The sequence below is a fragment of the Streptomyces sp. NPDC008163 genome (genome assembly GCF_042956885.1).
Lineage (GTDB): Bacteria > Actinomycetota > Actinomycetes > Streptomycetales > Streptomycetaceae > Streptomyces > Streptomyces drozdowiczii_A.
Genome location: NZ_JBIBHG010000011.1, coordinates 33,097 through 53,062, shown reverse-complemented (window position 1 = coordinate 53,062; position 19,966 = coordinate 33,097). Strand labels below are relative to the sequence as shown.

Genomic DNA, 19,966 nt, shown 5'->3' with positions numbered 1-19,966 from the left:
GATGGTCTAGCTTCCTTCGCGCCACGCACGCCACAGACGGGCGTAGCGGCCGCCCAGAGCGACCAGCTCCTGGTGGGAGCCCTGCTCCACCACGCGCCCGGCGTCCAGGACGGCGATACGGTCCGCCGCCATCGCCTGGGTCAGCCGGTGCGCGACGAACAGCGTGGTGCGGCCGGCGCAGGCGGCCAGCACGGCGCGCTCCAGCTCCGCGGCGCCCTCGCTGCCCGCCTCGGCGGTGGACTCGTCCAGCACCACGACGGGTGACCGGGCCAGCACCAGACGGGCCAGGGCGACCTGGGCCACCTTGGTGACGTCCAACCGCTCACCGCCCTCGCCGACGGCGGTCCGCAGCCCCTCGGGCAGGGCCTCCACCCAGTCGGCGGCGCCCACCGTCCGCAGGGCGTCCAGCAGTTCGGCCTCGCCCGCCCCGGGCGCGGACAGCCGCAGGTCCTCGGCGAGCGGACCGGAGAACACATGGGTCTCCTGGGTGAGGATGCTCACCAGGGCCCGCGCGCCCGCCTCGTCCACCTCCGCCAGATCGGTCGTCCCGATGCGCACCGACCCCGACTGCGGGGTGCCGATGCCGGCGATCAGTGCGGCCAGGGTCGACTTGCCGGCTCCGGTGGCGCCCACCAGGGCGAGGGAGCCGCCGGCCGGGACCGTCAGGCTCACCTCGCGCAGGACCGGCGCCTCGGAGCCGGGATAGCGATAGGTCAGGCTCTCCACCGTCACCTGATACGGGACGTTCTGAGCGGGCGTCACCTCGGGGTCGCCGACCAGTCTCTCCTCGGCGTCCTCCCCCAGGACCCCGACCAGCCGGGTCAGACTCGCACCCGACTTCTGCGCCTCGTCGAAGGTGAACATGATCGCGCCGAGCGGGGTGAACAGCCGGTGGAACATCAGCGGTGCGGCCGCGACCTCGCCGAGGGTGGCCGCGTCGCCCTCCAGCAGGGCGTACCCGACCAGGAGGATGAGGACGAGGCCGATGAACTCGGCGCGGTTCTCCCGGCCGACGAACCGGCCGAAGAACCGGAACACCTCGACGCCCAGATCGCGCACCCGCCAGGACTCGGTGGTGACCTTCTCGCGGAACGCGCCCTCCAGGCGGTATGCCCGGACCGTGTCGATCCCGTTGAGGCCGCTGATCAGCGCCTGGGCGCGGTCGGCCTGGGCCGCGCGCTGCTTGCGGTAGAGGGGGGCTGAGCGCGGCAGATACCAGCGCAGCGCCAGCGCGTACGCCGGCAGGGCGCCGGCGCCCGCGAGCCCGAGCCGCCAGTCCAGGCCGAACATGCCGACGGTGGCGATGGCGACGAGCACGCCCGCCGAGAACACGGTGGGGATCGCGCTGCGGATGCCCCGGGAGAGCACGGCGACGTCGTCGCCGACCCGGGAGAGCACATCGCCCCGGCCGACCTGTTCCAGCCGGGTGCTCGGCATGCCCAGCACCGCGCGCACGGCGCCTTCCCGCAGGGTGGCGAGCAGGTCGGCGCCGAGCCGTCCGATGAGATACGTCGATGCCGCGGTGGCCGCCGCGCCGAGCAGCACGGCGGCCACCATCAACGCCCCGACCCGAACCAGCACCGTGCGGGACTCGCCGTCCACGACCCCGTCGACCACTTGGCCGAGCAGCAGCACGGGCAGCACCTGGAGTGCCGCCCCCGCCACGGTGGTGAGGAGGGTCGCGGCCGTCAGCCACGGCACCGCTCGGCAGTGGGAGACGAGCCAGCGGGTGGCCTCACCGCCCGTCGCCGTACGCAGGGTGGGGGCGGCGAGGGTCACTTGGCGGCCGCCGCCTTCACCAGCTCGTCCACCGCGTACGGCATGGACAGCAGCGTGCCCTGCGAGATGGCCGCGCCGACCGCCGGGCCCTCGCTGTCGAGCAGGTAGGTGACCCGGCCCTCCTTGAACGCCTTCAGGTTGCTGAAGAGTTCGGACTTCTTCAGGGCCTCCGTGTCGGCCTTGTCATTGATGACGAAGACGCGGTCGACGTCGACGAGGTCCATGCGTTCCGGGGAGAGCTTGGTGTAGAACTTGCCGCCGGCGATCTTGTCGATCTCGGTGTCGCCCTGGTAGCCGATGCCGGTCAGCAGCCGGCCGCGCACGTCGGTGGTGGTGAACGGCGCCACCGAGTTGTCGTACCAGGACAGGGAGACGGCGGTCTGCTCGGCGAACTCGGGGTGCGCCTTCTTGGCGGCGTCCAGCTGCTCCTGGATGCCGGCCACCATCTCCTTGCCCTCCTTCTCCTTGCCGAGGGCCTTGGCGATGTGCACCGCGTTGTCCTGCCACGGGGCGCTGAAGGGCTCCTTCTCGCCCTTGGTGCGTGCGACCGTGGGGGCGATCTTCGACAGCTTGTCGTAGGCGGCCCGGTCGATCTCGGAGTAGACGGCGACGATCAGATCGGGCCGCAGGGCCGCGATCTTCTCGTAGTTGGGGCCGGAGTCACCGTTCTTCATGATGACCTCGGGGCGGGTGTCGCCCCACTTGTCCTTGGTCCAGGGCCACTGGGTGTTGATGTCGGGGGTCTTGCCCTCGGGGTTCGGGTACTGGTCGACCATGCCGACCGGCTTGATACCGAACGCCAGGATGTCCTGGTCGTCCGTGTAGCCGACGGAGACGACCCGCTTCGGGGCCTCGGTGATCTTCGTGGACCCGAAGGCGTGCTCCACGGTGACAGGGAAGGCGCCGCCGGCCGAGGCGGCCGGGGCCTTGTCGGCCGCCTTGTCCTCGGAGTCGGAGCCGCAGCCCGCGAGGAGGCCGATGCCGAGGGCGGCCGCGGTCATGACCGCCGCGAGCCGCCGGCGCGACCTGGTGGGCGTGGTTCTGTCGAGGAGCATCCGAATCCCTTGCTTTCACACAGTCTTCTGGGCCCTTTATAAGGGCAGCCAAACCTTACCCTGGCCGAGTGAGGCCAGCCTAGCCTTACTCAGCCAGTTCCTTGATTCTGGAACTACTTCAGACGTACGTGGGTACGGCCGATGGGCACGATGAGCGGCCGGTCGCCGACCGGGTCGTCGATCACCATCGCCCGCAGCCCGAACGCCTCTTCCAGCAGCTCGGCGGTGATCACGTCGCGGGGGTGGCCCTGCGCCAGGACCGAGCCCTCCCGCATCACCACGAGGTTGTCGCTGTAGCGGGTGGCCAGGTTGAGATCGTGCAGGACCATCACCACCGTGCACCCGGACTCGTGCAGGTCGTCGACCAGGTCGAGCACGTCGATCGCGTGCGCCAGGTCCAGATAGGTGGTGGGTTCGTCGAGCAGCAACAGATCGGTGCCCTGAGCGAGGGTCATCGATATCCACACCCGCTGGCGCTGGCCGCCGGACAGCGAGTCGACGGGCCGGTCCGCGAGATCGGCGACCCCGGTCAGCGCGAGCGCGCGCCGTACGATGTCGGCGTCGTCCGAGGACCACTGCCGCAGCCAGCTCTGGTGCGGGTGCCGCCCCCGGGCGACCAGGTCCGAGACCGTCAGCCCCTCGGGTGCCACGGGCGCCTGGGGCAGCAGCCCGAGTTTCTTCGCCACGTCCCTGGTGCGGAGCGAGGCGATGTCCTCGCCGTCCAGCACGACGGCGCCGCCGGCCGGTTTCAGCAGCCGGGTCAGCGTGCGCAACAGGGTCGATTTGCCGCAGCCGTTGGGCCCGATGATGGTGGTGACCACCCCGGACGGGATCTCGACGTCGAGACCGTCGATGACGGTCCGTCCGCCGTAGCCGACCCTGATGCTCCTGGCGGCGAGCCGTGGGGTGTCACCGGCCGGCGCCCTGACTGCTTCGGCGGTGGTGGTGAGATGCGCGGCCACTGGCCCTCCTCTGCTCGGGTTGTCCGAATCGTCTGTCATTTACCTGAGGTTCGCCCGGACCAGCAGATACACCAGGAAGGGCCCGCCGATCGCGGCGGTGACCACACCGACCGGCAGGCCGTCGGGCAGGGCCGTGCGCGCGACCAGGTCGGACCCGGTCAGCAGCAGCGCGCCGACCAGTCCCGAGGCGGCCATCGGCGGCGTCGGGTGGCGCGCCAGACGCATCGCCACCTGCGGTGCGACGAGCGCGACGAACGGCACCGGGCCTGCCGCGCTCACCGCCGCCGCGGCCAGCAGGACCGCGCACAGCAGCATGACGGCCCGCACCCGGCCGAACCGGACGCCGAGCCCCGCGGCGACCTCGTCCCCGAGGTGCAGCGGCTTGAACTGGAAGGCCAGGCAGACCACCACGGCCAGCAGGACCAGGGTGCACCAGAGCGCCACCCGGACCTCGCTCCACGACCGGTTGTCCAGGGAGCCGACCAGCCACGCCTGGGCCCGGGCCACGTCCCGGATGTCGGCCGACGTCAGGAGCCAGGTCGTGATCGCTTCCATCGCCGCGCTCACCGAGATGCCGATGAGGATGAGCCGGAAGCCGTCGATCCCGCGCCGCCAGGCGAGGAAGTACACCAGCAGCCCGGTGCCGAGGCCGCCCAGGAGCGCCGCCGCCGACAGGCCCAGGGAGTCGGTGATCGCCGTGGCGGCACCGCCCGAGACCGTCACCAGGAACACGGCGACCGCACTGGCGCCCCCGGTGATGCCGAGGATGTCGGGGCTTGCGAGGGGGTTGCGCGCGACGGACTGGGTGATGGCGCCGGACACCCCGAGCGCGACGCCCACGAGGACGCCGGCCAGGGCGCGCGGCATCCGCAGGTCCATGATGACGAAGCGGTCGACCTGCTCGCCGCCGCCGAGGACCGTGGCGATCACCCGCGACAGGCCGATCGGGAAGTCACCGACGCCGATGGACAGGCAGAACACCAGGAAGGCCGCCGCCGCGAGGAGCAGGGTGACCAGGACGAGCCAGGGCCGCCAGACGAACGAGGCGCCGCCGACGCGTACGCCCGGCGTGACCGATGCTTTCAACTCCGTGCCGTTCATGCGCTCCTGAACTTTCCTCGCCATACCAGGACCGCGAAGAACGGCGCGCCGAGCAGCGAGACGACGACCCCCGCGTCCAGTTCCCCGGGCCGTACCACCAGGCGCCCGACGATGTCGCAGACCAGCAGGACGATCGCGCCGAGCAGTGCCGCGTACGGCACCAGCCAGCGGTAGTCGGGCCCGGTCAGATACCGGGCGACGTGGGCCACCATGAGCCCGAGGAAGGCGATGGGACCGCAGGCCGCGGTGGCGGCGCCCGCCAGCAGCGTGACGGCGACGATGCCGATCGTCCGGCTCAGCGCGATGTTGACGCCGAGTCCGCGTGCCACGTCGTCCCCGAGGTTGAGCAGATTCAGGGAGGGCAGCACGACCGCGGCCAGGACCAGCCCGACCGCGACGAACGCGGTGACCGGCCGGATGACGTCGAAGCCGACGCCCGCCACCGAGCCCGCGTTCCAGAACCTCAGCGCGTTCAGGGACTTCACGTCGGACAGGGCGACGGCCGTGGTCATCGCGGCGAGGAAGACCGTGACCCCCTGTCCGGCGAGGGCCAGGGTCAGCGGGTTGCCCGCTCCCCTGCCGATGCTGGCGAGGCCGAACACGACGACGCCGGCGACCGCCGATCCGAGGAAGCCGAACCAGACGTACTGGAGCGGGTCGGTGAACCCGAACACGGCGATCACCGACACCACGGCGAAGGAGGCGCCGGCGTTGACCCCGACCAGCCCGGTGTCGGCGATCGGGTTGCGCGTGTACCCCTGGATCAGGGCGCCGCCGGCCCCGAGCGCGATGCCCGCCACGATGCCGAGCACGGTACGCGGCACCCGCACGGTCCGCACGACGAGCCGGATGTCGGAGAGCCGCTGGTCGGCCTCCGGCCCGGCGAACAGGCCGTGCCACACCTCCCCGGGGTTCAGCGAACGCGCCCCGATCATCAGCGACAGCGCGCCCACGACCAGGACCGTCACCGCGAGGGCGGCGAGTCCGGTGACCCGTCTGCGACGGGCCACCGTCACGCCCCCGGGTATGGGGCGCTCCACTGCAGTTGTGCTCATGTCCGCGTACGTCATCTCTCTGGCCCACCGGTCCCGGACGGCGGTCGGGCCTGCTAGCGGGTGCCGTCCCCGGCGACCGGACGGGCGGCGTCGGGGGCGGACTTGACGCTCCGGTCCAGCAGCGAGTCCAGGATCTCCCCGACCCTGATCGCGGTGTTGGACAGCAGGGCCGAGGTGATCCCGTGGGTGTGCTCCGTACCGCCCTGCAGGTAGATGCCGCAGTTCAGGGCGGCGTCCGTGGCGATGCGGTAGTCGCGCTCGACGCGGACCCGGCCCGCCTCGTCGCGCAGGCAGTGTTCGGCGGCCTCACCGAGAAGGCCCAGCGGGTCGGCCGGGCTGTATCCGGTGGCGAACACCACGACGTCGGCGTCGAGCACGGTCTCCTCGCCGGTGACGAGGGACCTCACGGTGGCGCGCACCGTGTCCGGCGTCTCCTCGGCCGCGGTGAGCCGGGACACGTTGAGGAAGCGCAGCCGCTCGGTGCCGAGGACCTTCTCCTGGTACATCTGCCGGTACAGGTCATCGATCAGATCGATGTCGACCACGGAGTAGTTGGTGTTCCCGTGGTAGTCCATCAGCCGGCGCTTGACGTTCTCGGGCGCCGCGTAGAACTCGTCGACCGCGTCCGGGTCGAAGATCTTGTTGGCGAAGCTGCTGTCGTCGGCCGGGCTGTAGCCGTAGCGCGAGAAGACCGCGCATATCTCGGCCCCGGGGAAGCGGCGGTGCAGATACGCGACGTTCTCGGCGGCGCTCTGTCCGGCGCCCACGACGACGAAGCGGGAGGGCGAGGTGCCGTCCAGCTCGCCGACCCGGGTCAGCAGTTCGGAGTTGTGCCAGACGCGGTCGCCGCGTTCGATGCCCTCGGGCACCAGCGGGCGCAGTCCCGTGCCGATGACGAGGTTGCGGGCGCGGTGGACCGTCAGCCCCTCGCCCGACCGTACGGTGACGTCCAGATACTCCACGACCCCGTCCTCGACCACCTGGGTCACCCCGACGACCTCGTGGTCGTACGAGACGAGGTCGTCCACCTGGGCGGCGGCCCACTCGAAGTAGTCGTGGAACTCGACCCGCAGCGGGAAGAGGTTCTTGTGGTTGATGAAGTCGATCAGGCGTTCCTTGCTCTTGAGGTAGCAGAGGAAGCTGAACTCACTGGCCGGATTGCGCAGCGTCACCAGGTCCTTGAGGAACGAGACCTGCATGGTGGCGTCGTCGATGAGCATGCCCCGGTGCCAGCCGAAGGCCGGTTGCTGCTCGAAGAACTGGGCCGTCACCGCTTCCCGCGTGCCGGAGCGCGCGTTGTGCTCGCTGATCGCGATCGCCATGGCCACATTGGACGGGCCGAAGCCGATTCCAATGAGGTCGTGGACCGGTGCTGCGTCGCCAGGACGAGCCTGTGACATGTCACTCCCATCGTGCGGGGAAGCCGCCTGTCGGATGCGGGGGAACGGGCGAAGAACGGGAACGCCTCAACAGCGACCCGATGAACTTAGGTGAGCCTAAGCTAATCCGTCAACGCTTGTCGATAGGCGCGATTCGGACACCGCTGGCCCGGGGTCGCCCAACTGGGACACTCCACGCCTCCGTTGCGAGATAAGGTAAGCCTTGCTTTACTTACCTGTCTCTGTTTCTGCGTCGAGGAGGAACCCCATGCGGGTCGTCATGTTCGGTTACCAGACCTGGGGCCACCGCACCCTGCAAGCCCTCCTGGACTCCGAGCACGACGTGGTGCTGGTCGTCACCCACCCCAGGAGCGAGCACGCGTACGAGAAGATCTGGAGCGATTCGGTCGCCGATCTCGCCGAGGAGCACGGCGTCCCGGTCCTCATCCGCAACCGCCCGGACGACGACGAACTGTACGAGCGCCTCAAGGCCGCCGAGCCCGACGTCATCGTGGCCAACAACTGGCGTACGTGGATCCCGCCGCGCATCTTCGCGCTCCCCACCCGGGGCACCCTCAACGTGCACGACTCGCTGCTGCCCAAATACGCGGGCTTCTCGCCGCTGATCTGGGCGCTCATCAACGGCGAGAGCGAGGTCGGCGTCACCGCGCACATGATGAACGACGAGCTGGACGCCGGCGACATCGTCCGGCAGGAGTCCGTCCCGGTCGGCCCGAAGGACACCGCGACCGACCTCTTCCACAAGACCGTCGACCTCATCGCCCCCGTCACCACCAAGGCGCTGGCCCTGATCGCGGACGGCCAGACGGAGTTCACCCCGCAGGACCGCTCGCAGGCCACCTTCTTCCACAAGCGCGCCGAGGAGGACATCCGGATCGACTGGAACTGGCCGGCCGAGGACCTGGAACGCCTCGTGCGCGCCCAGTCGGCGCCGTACCCCAGCGCCTTCACCTTCCACCGGGGCAAGCGGATCGAGATCGTGGCCAGTGCGGTCTCCGAGGGGCGTTACGGCGGGACGCCCGGCCGGATCTTCTACCGCGAGGGCGACGGCGTGGTCGTCGTCGCCGGGGCCGATGCCCGCACCGGCCGCAACCACGGCCTGGCCATCACCCGGGTCCGCACCGAGGACGGCCGCGAACTGCCCGCGACGGAGTACTTCACCTCCATGGGCGGCTACCTGACCAACCGCCCCTGATCCCGTGCATGGGTGTGCCCCCGGCCGAGGCCGGGGGCACACCCATGTGTCCTGCCGCTCATCCCTTCCGGGGCCGGGTACGGGGCAGCCGCGTCGCCGCGGCCGCGGCGAACAGGCAGAAGCCGAGCACCCACCAGAAGGTGGCACCGAAGGCCGCGGGGACGTCCGCCCCCGTCGCGGCGAGCCGGTTCTCCAGGATCACCGCCACCGCGGCCGTCCCGACCGAACCGCCCACGGTGTTGAGGAGGTTGAGCGCGCCGGCCGCCCGGGGCAGCTGCTCCGGCTCGATCCGGCTGTAGACGATGTTCATCACGGGCGCGCCGACCATCGACATCCCGAAGCCCCGCACCACCAGCGCCGAGGCGATCACCGCGTCCGGGACCCCGTGCCCCAGCCAGGTGAACGGGGCGGTCCCGGCGACGATCAGCACGATGCCGGCCACCACCAGGGTCCTCGGCGCGAGCGTGCTGATGGTCCGGTTGACGAGCACCGAACCGGCGGCCGCGCCCAGCCCCTGGGGAGCGAGCAGCAGGCCCGCCTCCCAGGCCGGCATCCCCCGCCCCGACTGGAAGTACAGCGGCAGCAGGAACGTCGTGCCGAACACCGAGGCCCCGAGCACCACCAGCGCGAGCGCGGCGGCCCCGAAGGGCGGCCTGGCGAACAGCCGGGGGTCGACCAGCGGAGTGGACCGGGTGCGCAGCCCGTGCACGGCGAACGCGGTCAGCATGACCACCCCGGCCACCACGCCGGTCGTCGCCGGGACGGCACGGTCGTGGGCGACCTCGGTCAGCCCGTACACCAGCACCGCGAGCCCCGGCGAGAGCAGCAGCGCCCCGCGCAGGTCGAACGCGGTCCGCTGCGGGGCCGGGGGCACCACCGGCACGTACCGGCGGGCCAGCAGGACCGCCGCCGCACCGATCGGCAGGTTGACCAGGAACAGCCAGGGCCACGGCGCGACCGCGAGCACGGAGCCCCCGGCGAGCGGCCCGAACACCGGGGAGAGCAGCGGGACCACGGCGACGACGCTGATCACCCTGCCGGTGCGGCCGGGGCCCGCGACCCGGGCGAGCAGCGCCTGCCCGGTCGCGGGAAGCAGGCCGCCGCCGAGCCCCTGGATGACGCGGAACACGACGAGGCCGGTCGCCGACCGGGCCGACGCGCACAGCACCGAGCCGATCAGGAAGACGCCGATGGCCGCGAGCCAGACCCGCCGGCCGCCGAACCGGCCGGCCAGCCAGCCGGACGCGGGGACGGCGGCGACGACGGCGAGCAGATATGCGCTGGAGACCCACTGGATCTCGGCGACGGACGCGTCGAACTCCTCGGTGAGCCGGTCGAGTCCGACGCTGACGATGGTGGCGTCGAGCGTGGCCATGAACGTGCCGAGGACCAGGATGAACGCGATCCGCAGCAGTTCCCGGTCCACGCGCTCGGCGGGCGGGGCCGGTGCCTCGGTCATCGTTCCCCCAGGAGGGCGCTCACATCGGCGTCCAGGTGCTGCTCCATGTTCCGCAGCAGGTCCACCAGTTGGCCGGCGAGCCCGTCGGTGTCGGTGCCGGCCCGGTGGGCGAGCACACCGGTCCAGCCGTCGCCGTCCGGCATCACGGTCAGCGTGGCGGGGTGGTGGGTCGACTCCCGGAAACGCGTGGCGAGCACGGTGAGTCCGGGCGCCGGTTCGCGCAGGCGGTCCGGGTCGACCGGGTAGTTCTCGAAGACCACCATGCTGTCGAAGAGCCTGCGCCGGCCGGTGAGCCGTTCCAGGTCGGACAGGGCCACGTGGTGGTGCTCGGCCAGGTCGCGCTGGCGGGCCTGGAGACCGGTGAGCGCGGCGGCCAGGGTGCCGGTGAGCCGGGCCCGTACCGGCACGGTGTTGGCGAGCAGGCCGATGATCTCCTCGACGCCCTCCAGAGCCGGGGGCCGACTCGACACCATGGCGCCGAAGCAGACGTCCCGCAGCCCGGACCGCCGGGCCAGCAGCACCGACCAGGCGCCCTGCACCAGGGTGTTCGGGGTCAGCCCGCGCCGCGCGGCGAGCCGGGTGAGCCCGGCCACGAGCTCCGCGTCGAACGTGATGACCTCCGGCTCCTGCCAGGCCGGGCCGCTCCCGTCGCCGCCGAGGTAGTCGCCCTCCGGCAGCCCGTCCAGCTCGGCCGCCCAGGCGTCGAGGTCCGGCTCGTTCTCCGCGCACCAGTCGAGGTAGTCCGCGAACGGGACGGGTTCGGGCAGTCCGTGCGCGCGGTTCTCGGTGCGCGCGGTGTACAGGGCGAACAGCTCGCCCAGGATGCGCGGGGCGGACCAGCCGTCGGACAGGGCGTGATGGCTGGTCAGGACGAGGTCGGCGCGCTCGGGTCCGAGCCGGATCACGGTGATCCGGTAGAGCGGGCCGTGTGCCAGGTCGAAGGGTTCGGCCAGGTCGGCGGCCAGCACCTCGTCGGCCGGGGCGTCGGTGACCCGGAACGCGGGCCGGGGCGCGTCCGGGACGACCGCGAGCGAGGCGGGGAACACCGCGCCCAGGTTGGGGTGCCGGGCCAGCAGGTCGTCACCGGCGCCGCGCAGCGCCCCGGTGTCGAGCGGTCCGGCGAGCGAGACCACCGACTGCACGGTGTACGGGTCGGGGCACTCGGTGCGCGAATGCCGCAGCATCACCTCCTGCAACGGGCTCAGCGGCTGTACGGCGGCGACCGGCCGGTCCCCGAGCGCGACGGACTCCGGCGCGGCGGCGACCCGCAGCAGCGCGGCCCTCAGGTGTTCCGCCAGCTCCTCGATCCCGGCGCCGGTGAACAGCGCCCGGGGCCAGGTGAACCGCACCCCGAGCGCGTCGTCGCGCACCAGGGCGTTGACCATGAGGCTGTACGGCAGGGGCATCGGGCCGGAGGCGTCGGAGCCGAGCGGGTCGGCGTCCGGGGCGGGCTGCCAGGGCGTCTCGGTCTCCGGGGCGCCGGGGTACTGGCCGAGGTAGTTCCAGGCGAGTTCCGGGCGGACCGGGTCGAGCAGCCCGGCCGTGGTGAGGATGGAGTGGCCGAGGCCGTCGCCCTGGGCGCGCAGCCGGTCCCGGACCGCGCGCACCTCGTCGGAGGTGTCGAGCCGGACGGGGTGGATCGCGGTGAACCAGCCGACGGTCTGGGAGAGGTCGACTTCGCGCGGCCGGCCGTGGCTCTCCAGGGCGACGAGCAGTTCGGGGACGCCGCGCCAGTCGCGTACCGCGTGGGCGAGCGCCGTCAGGAGCACGGCGTCCGGGGTGGTGCGGTGCGCGGCGGGCAGGGTGGTGACCAGGGCGCGGGTGGTGACCGCGTCGAGCCGGATCTCGTGGTGCGCGGCGGTGGCCACGGTGTCCCGGGCGGGATCGAGCGGCTGGGCAAGGGGCTCGGTCGCCGTCATCCGCCGCCAGTGCGGGAGTTCGGCGCGGCGGTCGGCCTCGCGCAGCGTGCGGGCCCAGCCGAGGAAGGACTGCCCGTGCCGGGTCAGCTCTCCCCCGTCGTGGGCGTGCCGGAGGTCGTCCAGGAGGATGCGCCAGGAGACGCCGTCGGCCACCAGGTGGTGGGCGATCAGGACGAGCCGGCCGGGGCGGTCGGGCCCGGCGTCCACCCAGACCGCGCGCAGCATCGGTCCGGTGCGCGGGTCCATCGCCGCGCGTGCGGCGGCGGTCGCGGCGTCGGCGGCGGCGCGCGGGTCGTCGCGCGCCGGGACGCGGGTCAGGACGTCGGCGCCGGTGAGTTCGCCGGCCGGCGGGATGTGCAGGGTGTCGTCGCCGAGGCGGGCGCGCAGCACGTCGTGCCGGGTCAGCAGGGCGTCGAGCACGGCCTGCCAGCTCCTCTCGTCGCCGCCGGCCGGGACGCAGACCTCCACCCACTGGCAGAAGCCGTCGGCGGCCTTCCCTGCGCGGTGCAGCAGGTCCCGCATGACCGGAGTCAGCGGGGCGTCCCCGACGGCCGGGGCGGCCTCGCCGTCCAGGGCGCGGGCCCGGGCCGCGATGCCGGCGACGGTCTCGCCGTCGAACACGTCCTTCGGGCTCAGTCCGAGGCCCTGGCGGCGGACCCGGGAGACCAGCTGGAGGGAGACGATGCTGTCGCCGCCGACGTCGAAGAAGTTGTCGTCGGGGCCGATGTCGTCGCGGCCCAGCACGTCCCGGAACACGGCGAGCAGCAGTGCCTCCGCCTCGGTGGCCGGTTCGCGCCGGGCGGCGGAGACGGTGGCCGGCGCGGGCAGCGCGGAGGCGTCGAGCTTGCCGCTGGGGCTCAGCGGCAGCCGGTCGAGCGGTACGAGCGCGGTCGGCACCATGTGGTCGGGCAGCCGCTCGGCGAGGTACGCGCGCACCTCGGCGGTGTCCAGGTCGGCGCCGTCGGCCGGGATGACGTAGCCGACGAGCCGGCCCTCGCGCATCACGACGGCGCCGGCGCGGACGTCCGGGTGGCCGGTGAGCGCGGTCTCGATCTCCCCGAGTTCGACGCGGAAGCCGCGCACCTTGATCTGGTGGTCGGCGCGGCCGAGGAAGACCAGTTGCCCGTCGTGGCGCCACCGCACCAGGTCGCCGGTCCGGTACACGCGGGTGCCGGGCGGGCCGTACGGGTCGGCGACGAACGCGCCGGAGGTCAGCCCGGGGCGGCCGAGGTAGCCGCGGGCGACGCTCGGGCCGCCGAGGTACAGCTCGCCGGTGACGCCGACGCCGACGGGCTGGAGTCCGCCGTCGAGCACATAGGCGCGGACGTTCGGGTCGGGGCGGCCGATGGGCAGCGGCCCCTCGTCGTCCGGGTCGTAGTGCCAGGTGGTGGAGTTGATGGTGACCTCGGTCGGCCCGTACGCGTTGAACAGCGCGCGGCGGCCCCGGCCCCAGCGGTGGGCCAGTTGCGGGTCGAGCCGTTCGGCGCCGACGACGAAGAGTACGTCGGGGTCGACGGTGCGGTCGTCGGGCATCGCGGCGAGGAACGACGGGAGCAGGTTCACCCCGGTGACCCGGTGCTCCGCGATGTAGTCGAGGAGTTCGTCGCCGGGTACCCGCACCTCCTCGGGCGCGATCACGGACGTGCCGCCGGACAGCAGCGGCACCATGGTCTGCCAGAACGCCACGTCGAAGCCGGTCGACGCGAAGTGCAGATAGCGGTCGTGCTCGGTGACGCCGACGACCTCCTCCTGGAGGGCGATCAGGTCGGGCACGCCCCGGTGGGTGACGCCGACGCCCTTGGGACGGCCGGTGGTGCCCGAGGTGTAGATGACGTACGCGAGGGCGTCGTCGGTGAGCCGGGCGCGGGCCCCGGCCGGGTCGGTGTCGGGTGCGCAGGCGAGGGTGGCCGGGTCGTCCAGGCGCAGGACGGGGATCTCGCGGTCGACGGGCAGTTCGGCGCCGGTCGTCACGACGGCCACCGGTGAGATGTCGTCGAACATGAACGCGAGCCGTTCGCGCGGGTAGGCAGCGTCCATCGGCACGTACACCGCACCCGCCTTGGCGACGCCGAACAGGGCGACGGTCATCTCGATGTCCCGGCCGATGAGGACCGCGACGGGGTCCTGCGGCCGGACGCCGTGTGCGATGAGCGCGTGCGCGAGGCGATTGGCCCGCCGGTCGAGTTCCTCGTACGAGAGGCTGCGGTCGCGGCAGACCAGCGCCTCGCCGGCGGGCTTGCGCCGGACCCATCCCGCGAACTCCTCCAGCCAGTGGCCGCGTTCCTCGACGGAGACGGTCTCGGTGCCGGTGCGCAGCATGCGGGCGCGCTCGCCGGCGTCGAGGGCGGGCAGCGCGACGGCAGGCCTGCCGGGGTCCTCGGTGATCTCGTGGAGCAGGTTGCGCAGCCAGCGGCCGTAGTCGCGCACGGTGTCCGCGTCGAAGGCGCCGGGCTGGTAGCCGAGGCCGACGGTGATCTCGTCGCCCGGGATCACGATGACGGTGAGCGCGTAGTGGGTGGCGTCCGTGATGTCGACGCCGGTCAGGTCGAGGCCGGGGTCCAGGGGGGTGCGGGTGCGGCTGGAGAGCGGGAAGTTCTCCATGACCAGCATGGTGTCGAAGAGTTCGCCGATGCCCACGGCCCGCTGGATGCCGGGCAGTCCGACGTGGTGGTGCTCGGCCAGCGCGACGCTCTCCGCGTGCACCTGGGCCATCAGGTCGGTCGCCGTGCGGTCCGGGGTGTACCGGACGCGGACCGGGACGGTGGTGCCGAGCTGGCCGATCATCGATTCGACGCCGTCGACCTCGGCGGGCCGGCCGGAGACCGGGCAGCCGAACACGACGTCGCGGCGGCCGGTGAGCCTGCCGAGGAGCAGGCCCCACGCCGTCTGGAGGACCGTGGTCAGGGTGATGCCCTGCTCCCGGGCGAAGGCCCGCAGCCGGTCGCTGAACTCGCGCCCCAGCTCGACGGTCTCCCGCCCCGGCCGTTGCACGGCGTTCCCGGTGCTCGCGGGGGCCAGCCGGGTCGCGTCGTCCACGCCCGCGAGGGCGTCGCGCCAGGCGGCCACGGACGCCTCCCGGTCCTGGCTCGCCAGCCAGTGGAAGTACTCGGACAGCGGCGGGGAGACGGGTGCGGCGGGGCCGCCGCCGAGTTCCGCGTAGATCGCGAGGAGGGTGCGGCCGACGAGGGGCATCGACCAGCCGTCGAGCAGGGCGTGGTGGTTGGTGATGACGAGCTTGTGCTCGGCGGGCCCCACCCGGGAGAGCAGGAAGCGGATGAGCGGCGTCCGCGCCGGGTCGAAGGGGCGCGCCAGCTCGGCGCGGGCCGCTGCGGCGAAGTCGTCGTCCTGCCGCCAGTCCAGGGCGACGTCGGCCGGGACGACCTGCACGACGTCGTCCCCGACGGTGCCCAGGTGGACGCGGAGCGCGGGGTGGCGGCACAGCAGCTCATGGGCGGCGCGGGCCATCCGGTCCGGGTCCAGCTCCCCGGACAGGGTGGTGACGGCCTGGACGACGTAGACGTCGGTGTCCGTGTCCTCGCGGACCAGGGTGTGGAAGGAGAGGCCGAGCTGGAGCGGGGTGGCGGGCAGCACGTCGCTGACCCGGCCGGCGCTCTCCAGGGCGTCGATCGCGTCCTGGCGGAGGGCCACCAGCGGCAGGTCGGAGGGGGTGAGCCCGCCCGTGGTGTGCAGGGCGTGCGCGGCGAGCGCGTCGAGCGCGGCGGCCCAGCAGTCCTGGAGGGCGGCCAGGGCGTCGGGCCCCAGGACCTCGCCCGCGGCGGTCCACTCGACGGCGAGCCGGGGTGCGTCGCCCTCGTGCACGAAGCAGTTGAGGGCCAGCACCTGTTCGAGGGACTTGGCGTCGGGCTCGGTCACCGAGAACGCGTCGTGCTCGGGGAGCCGCCAGCCCTCGGCGGCAGGCGGGGCGAACCTGCCGAGGTAGTTGAGCAGGACGTCCGGAGGCGGTGTCGCACCCAGCTCCGGGGCCGTCTCCGGGTCGAGGTGGCGCAGCACCCCGTAGCCGATGCCGTTGTCGGGCACGGCGCGGCGGGCCTCCTTGGCGGCGCGCAGCGTGGCGCGGACGTCGTCGAAGGCGGGCACGCGGACGGGGTACTCGCTGGTGAACCAGCCGACCGTGCGGGCCAGGTCGAGGTGTTCGCGGCCGTGGCCCTCCAGGGTCACGGTGACGGAGTCGTCCCGCAGGCCCCAGCCGCGCAGGGCGAGGACGAGGGCGGCGAGCAGAACCTCGTCCACACCGGCCCGGTAGGCGGCGGGCAGCGTGGTGAGCAGGGCCTCGGTGGCCTCGGGCGAGGCGGTCGTGACCGAGCGGTGCGCGGTGGCCACGGTGTCGCGCGCGGGGTCCAGGGGGCGGGCTCCGAGCCGGGACGCCGGGTCCAGTGCCGTACGCCAGTGGGCGAGTTCACCGCGCCGGGCACCGGTCCTGCCCTGTTCGGCGAGGACCTGGGCGTGGCGGCGCCAGGAGGTGGTGACGGGTTCGAGGGCGCCGCCGGAGCAGGCGGTGTGCAGGTCAGGCAGGAGGACGCGCCAGGAGACGCCGTCCATGGCGAGGTGGTGCACGACGAGGACCAGCCGGTCCGGTGTGCCGTCGTCCGTGCGGAGGAGGGCGGCGCGCACCAGGTCGCCGGTGCGCGGGTCGAGGTCACCGGCGAGCCGACGGGCGAGGGCGGTGGCCTCCTCGCCGGTGACCTCCTCGACGGCGGCCCGGACCGTGCCCCGGGGCAGGACCTCCGGCTCGCCGGCCACCCGCAGCCGCAGCGCGTCGTGGTGGTCGAGGAGGGCCTGTACGCCCCGGGTCAGCCGGTCCGGGGTGAGCTCGTCCACGTACAGGGCGGTCCACTGGGCGTATCCGGCGACCGTGTCGATGTCCGGGTGCGGGTCGAGCAGGGCGCGCACGATGGGCGGGGCGGGCACGGGGCCGACCGGCTCGTCCGCCGGGCCGGCCGCGCCGTCCAGCAGTTCGGCGGAGGCGGCGAGCGCGGCGAAGGTGCGGCGGGCCAGCAGCTCCTTGGGGCGCAGGCCGAGGCCGAGGGCGCGCAGCCTGCTGCTGACGGTGATCGCGGTGATGCTGTCGCCGCCGAGGGTGAAGAAGTCGTCGTCCACGCCGACCCGTTCGATGTCGAGCGCGTCGGCGAGGACGCCGCACAGCAGCCGTTCGCGTGCGGTGCTCGGTTCCCGGCCGCCGCCGGGCAGCGCGGGCGCGGGCAGGGCGGCGCGGTCGAGCTTGCCGTTGGGCGTGACGGGCAGGGAGCCGAGGACCACGACGGCGGCGGGCACCATGTGGTCGGGCAGCCGCTCGGCGAGCCGGGCGCGTGCCTCGTCGCCGGTGACGGAGGTGGACACGATGTAGCCGATGAGCCGGGACGACAGGACCCGGGCGGCGGCCGCGGTGACCCCGGGCAGGGCGGCCAGGGCCCCCTCGACCTCGCCGGTCTCCACCCGGTGGCCGCGGATCTTGACCTGTCCGTCGCCCCGGCCGCCGTACTCCAGGCCCCGGCCGGGCACCCAGCGGGCGCGGTCGCCGGTGCGGTACATGCGGTCGCCGGGGGCGCCGAAGGGGTCGGCGACGAAGCGTTCGGCGGTGGCCCCGGGCCGGCCGAGGTAGCCGCGGGCCAGGTGCGGTCCGGCCAGGTGGAGTTCCCCGGCCGTGCCGGGCGGGACGGGCTGGAGGGCGTTGTCCAGGACGTAGACCCGGGTGCCCGCGAGCGGGTGGCCGATGACGGGGTCGCCGCCGTCGATGCGGGCGGAGGTGGCGTCGACGGTGGCCTCGGTCGGCCCGTACATGTTGCGTGCGGCGATCCCGGAGGCGGCGACGCGGTGCCACAGGGCGGGCGGGGTCGCCTCGCCGCCGAGGAGCAGCAGCGCCGGGGGCAGGTCGAGCAGCCCGGCGTCGATGAGGGGGGCGGCCATCGAGGGCGTGGTGTCGATGACGTCGATGCCGTCGCGGGCGTACGAGGCGAGCAGGGCGTCCGCGTCGCGGGCCGTCTCGGCGTCGTACACGTGGAGTTCGTGCCCGCAGAGCAGCCAGATGAGGTGTTCGAAGGCGGAGTCGAAGGCGAAGGAGTAGGTGTGCGCGGCGCGCAGCCGGCGGCCGGTGGTGCGTTCGGCCTCGGCGACGACCGTGGACCGCTGGTGGTGCAGCAGCGCGGCGAGCCCGCCGGCGCGGCCGAGCACGCCCTTGGGGCGGCCGGTCGATCCGGAGGTGTGGATGACGTAGGCCAGATGGTCGGGGTGGCGGGGCCGGGAGAGTTCGGCGGTGGTCAGCGGGGCGCCGGACAGGTCGGCGGCCTCGTCCAGGAGGGCCTTCCAGGGCAGTCCGTCGACGGTGCCGTCGGTGAGGACGAGGACGGGGCGGGTGTCCGCGATGAGTTCGCGCAGCCGCTCGGGCGGGTGCGCGGCGTCCAGCGGCAGGAAGGCGGCGCCCGCGTCCAGCACGGCGAGCAGGGCGACGACGGCGTCGGCCGAGCGCGGCAGGGCGAGCGCGACGATGTCCTCGGCGCCGACGCCCCGGGCGCGCAGGGCGCGGGCCACGCGGTGCACCCGGTCGGCGAGTTCGGCGGCGGTCAGCCGTTCGCCGCCGCAGACGAGGGCGGTGTTGCCGGGTCCGGCGGCAGCCATGGCGTCGAAGGCGGCGGGCACGTCGAGGGGGGTGCCGGGCAGGGCGGCCGGGCTCCACTCGGCGAGCTGGGCGACGGGGTCGCCGGTGAGCGCGATCCGGGCGACGGGCAGGCCCTCGACGAGCCCGGTGAGCAGGGCGCGCAGCCCGGTCATCAGGCTGTCGACGGCGGCCTGGTCCTTGGCGCGGGCGTCCACCTCGAAGCCGAGCAGGAGCCCGCCGTCGCGGGTGGGCAGCACGCTGAGGCCCATGTCCTCGGGCGGTCCGCCCGCGACGTTGCGCATGACGCCGGCCGCCCCGGCGAAGTCGAGGGTGAGGTCGAACGCCTTGAGGTTGATGCCGCGTCCGTGCAGCAGCGCTCCGGCGCCGGGCACGCCGAGGTCGCGGGGCAGGTCCTCGCCCCGGTAGCGCTGGTGGTCGCGCATCTCGCGCATGGCGGTGGCCACGCGGCGGCTGAGCGCGCCGAGCCCGTCGTCGCCGCGCACGGTGACCCGCATCGGCAGCACGTTGACCGCCATGGCCGGGGTGCGGAGCGCGGCGGAGCCGGTGCGGCACATCAGGGGCAGGGCGAAGACGACGTCGGTGCGGCCGAGCATCCGGTGCAGGAAGGCGGCGTAGCAGGCGATCAGGGCCTCGCCCCAGGCGACGCCCTCCGCGTCCGCGAAGGCGCGCAGGGCGGCGGTCTCGTCGGCGCTCAGGACGGCGCGTGCGGTGAGCGGGCGGGCGGGCGCGCCGTCGGGTCCGTCGTGGCCGTCGACGTCGGGCAGCGGGGTGAAGCGCTCGACCCAGTAGGCGCGGTCCTCGGCGGCCCGGTCGCTCGCGCGGTACGCGGCGTCCTCGGCGACGAGCGCCGCGAAGGCGCCGAACGTGGAGCGGGGCGGTTCGGTGCCGCGGACCAGGGCGGTGTAGCGGGCGGCGGTGCGGCGGGCGAGCTGGGCGGCGGTGTAGCCGTCGAAGACGAGGTGGTGGCCGAGCTGGGTGTACCAGACCTCGCGGTCGGAGAGCCTGATGACGGTACGGGAGTACAGCGGGCGGTCCGTCATGCCCCGGCATGCCTCGGCGAGCCGGGCGCGTTCGGCGTCGACCAGCGCCTGGGCCGCCGCGACCGGGTCGGCCTCGGCGCTGACGTCGACGAGCGACGGCAGGGCGACGGGGTCGGCGCCGACCGCCTGGCGGGGGCCCTCGGGCGTCTCGTACACCCTGAGCCGCAGGCTCTCGGCCTCCTCGGTGGTGGCCCGGACGGCCTGCGCGAGCGCGTCCGTGTCGACGGGTCCTTCGCCGGCTATCTCGATCACGTCGCCGACCACGTAGTACGGCGAGTCGGGTTCGATGCGCTGGGCGTTCCAGATGCCGAGTTGGGCGCCGGTCAGCGGAAGGAGGCCGTCCGGGGACACGCTCGCGGTGGTCAAC

At 73.5% G+C, this 19,966-nt stretch carries 9 protein-coding genes; 1 reads left to right on the top strand and 8 read right to left on the bottom strand.

What is annotated here, in order from left to right:
• Positions 1 to 6 precede the first annotated feature (6 nt).
• The 6 genes from ACFZAT_RS23700 to ACFZAT_RS23675 all read right to left on the bottom strand — a co-directional run bounded on the left by ACFZAT_RS23700 (position 7) and on the right by ACFZAT_RS23675 (position 7,352).
• Complete coding sequence (locus tag ACFZAT_RS23700) at positions 7 to 1,779, bottom strand: ABC transporter transmembrane domain-containing protein (RefSeq protein ID WP_391266744.1); 1,773 nt, start codon at positions 1,777 to 1,779, stop codon at positions 7 to 9.
• Positions 1,776 to 2,834 (bottom strand): ABC transporter substrate-binding protein, encoded by a 1,059-nt coding sequence (locus ACFZAT_RS23695; RefSeq protein ID WP_391266743.1) that lies wholly within the window; start codon positions 2,832 to 2,834, stop codon positions 1,776 to 1,778. The genes ACFZAT_RS23700 and ACFZAT_RS23695 overlap by 4 nt, the downstream gene beginning before the upstream one ends.
• A gap of 113 nt (positions 2,835 to 2,947) precedes the next feature.
• Positions 2,948 to 3,796, bottom strand: coding sequence for an ATP-binding cassette domain-containing protein (locus tag ACFZAT_RS23690; RefSeq protein WP_391266742.1), 849 nt, complete (start codon positions 3,794 to 3,796; stop codon positions 2,948 to 2,950).
• 39 nt (positions 3,797 to 3,835) lie between these two features.
• A complete protein-coding gene (locus ACFZAT_RS23685; RefSeq protein ID WP_391266741.1) occupies positions 3,836 to 4,897 on the bottom strand; it encodes an iron chelate uptake ABC transporter family permease subunit in 1,062 nt (353 codons plus the stop codon).
• On the bottom strand, positions 4,894 to 5,952 hold the full coding sequence (locus ACFZAT_RS23680) for an iron chelate uptake ABC transporter family permease subunit (RefSeq protein ID WP_391266739.1): 1,059 nt from the start codon (positions 5,950 to 5,952) through the stop codon (positions 4,894 to 4,896). The genes ACFZAT_RS23685 and ACFZAT_RS23680 overlap by 4 nt, the downstream gene beginning before the upstream one ends.
• A 53-nt stretch (positions 5,953 to 6,005) precedes the next feature.
• Positions 6,006 to 7,352 (bottom strand): SidA/IucD/PvdA family monooxygenase, encoded by a 1,347-nt coding sequence (locus ACFZAT_RS23675; RefSeq protein ID WP_391266738.1) that lies wholly within the window; start codon positions 7,350 to 7,352, stop codon positions 6,006 to 6,008.
• 247 nt (positions 7,353 to 7,599) lie between these two features.
• Between ACFZAT_RS23675 and ACFZAT_RS23670 the strand changes: the two genes are divergently transcribed.
• Entirely contained in the window at positions 7,600 to 8,547 is a 948-nt protein-coding gene (locus tag ACFZAT_RS23670; RefSeq protein ID WP_391266737.1) for a formyltransferase family protein, read from the top strand.
• Positions 8,548 to 8,605: 58 nt separating this feature from the next.
• On the opposite strand, the gene ACFZAT_RS23665 is transcribed toward ACFZAT_RS23670, so the two are convergent.
• Together ACFZAT_RS23665 and ACFZAT_RS23660 are read right to left on the bottom strand one after the other, a co-directional pair.
• Positions 8,606 to 10,006: a DHA2 family efflux MFS transporter permease subunit gene (locus ACFZAT_RS23665; RefSeq protein WP_391266734.1), complete on the bottom strand. Its 1,401-nt coding sequence runs from the start codon at positions 10,004 to 10,006 to the stop codon at positions 8,606 to 8,608.
• The gene (locus ACFZAT_RS23660; protein ID WP_391266732.1) at positions 10,003 to 19,965 is read right to left on the bottom strand and encodes an amino acid adenylation domain-containing protein; all 9,963 of its coding nucleotides are present in this window, start codon (positions 19,963 to 19,965) and stop codon (positions 10,003 to 10,005) included. The genes ACFZAT_RS23665 and ACFZAT_RS23660 overlap by 4 nt, the downstream gene beginning before the upstream one ends.
• Position 19,966 lies beyond the last annotated feature (1 nt).

Coding starts and splice junctions, on each gene's coding strand:
- ACFZAT_RS23695 (WP_391266743.1), bottom strand. CDS start 2,834: ATGCTCCTCGACAGAACCACGCCCACCAGGTCGCGCCGGCGGCTCGCG.
- ACFZAT_RS23685 (WP_391266741.1), bottom strand. CDS start 4,897: ATGAACGGCACGGAGTTGAAAGCATCGGTCACGCCGGGCGTACGCGTC.
- ACFZAT_RS23680 (WP_391266739.1), bottom strand. CDS start 5,952: ATGAGCACAACTGCAGTGGAGCGCCCCATACCCGGGGGCGTGACGGTG.
- ACFZAT_RS23675 (WP_391266738.1), bottom strand. CDS start 7,352: ATGTCACAGGCTCGTCCTGGCGACGCAGCACCGGTCCACGACCTCATT.
- ACFZAT_RS23670 (WP_391266737.1), top strand. CDS start 7,600: ATGCGGGTCGTCATGTTCGGTTACCAGACCTGGGGCCACCGCACCCTG.
- ACFZAT_RS23665 (WP_391266734.1), bottom strand. CDS start 10,006: ATGACCGAGGCACCGGCCCCGCCCGCCGAGCGCGTGGACCGGGAACTG.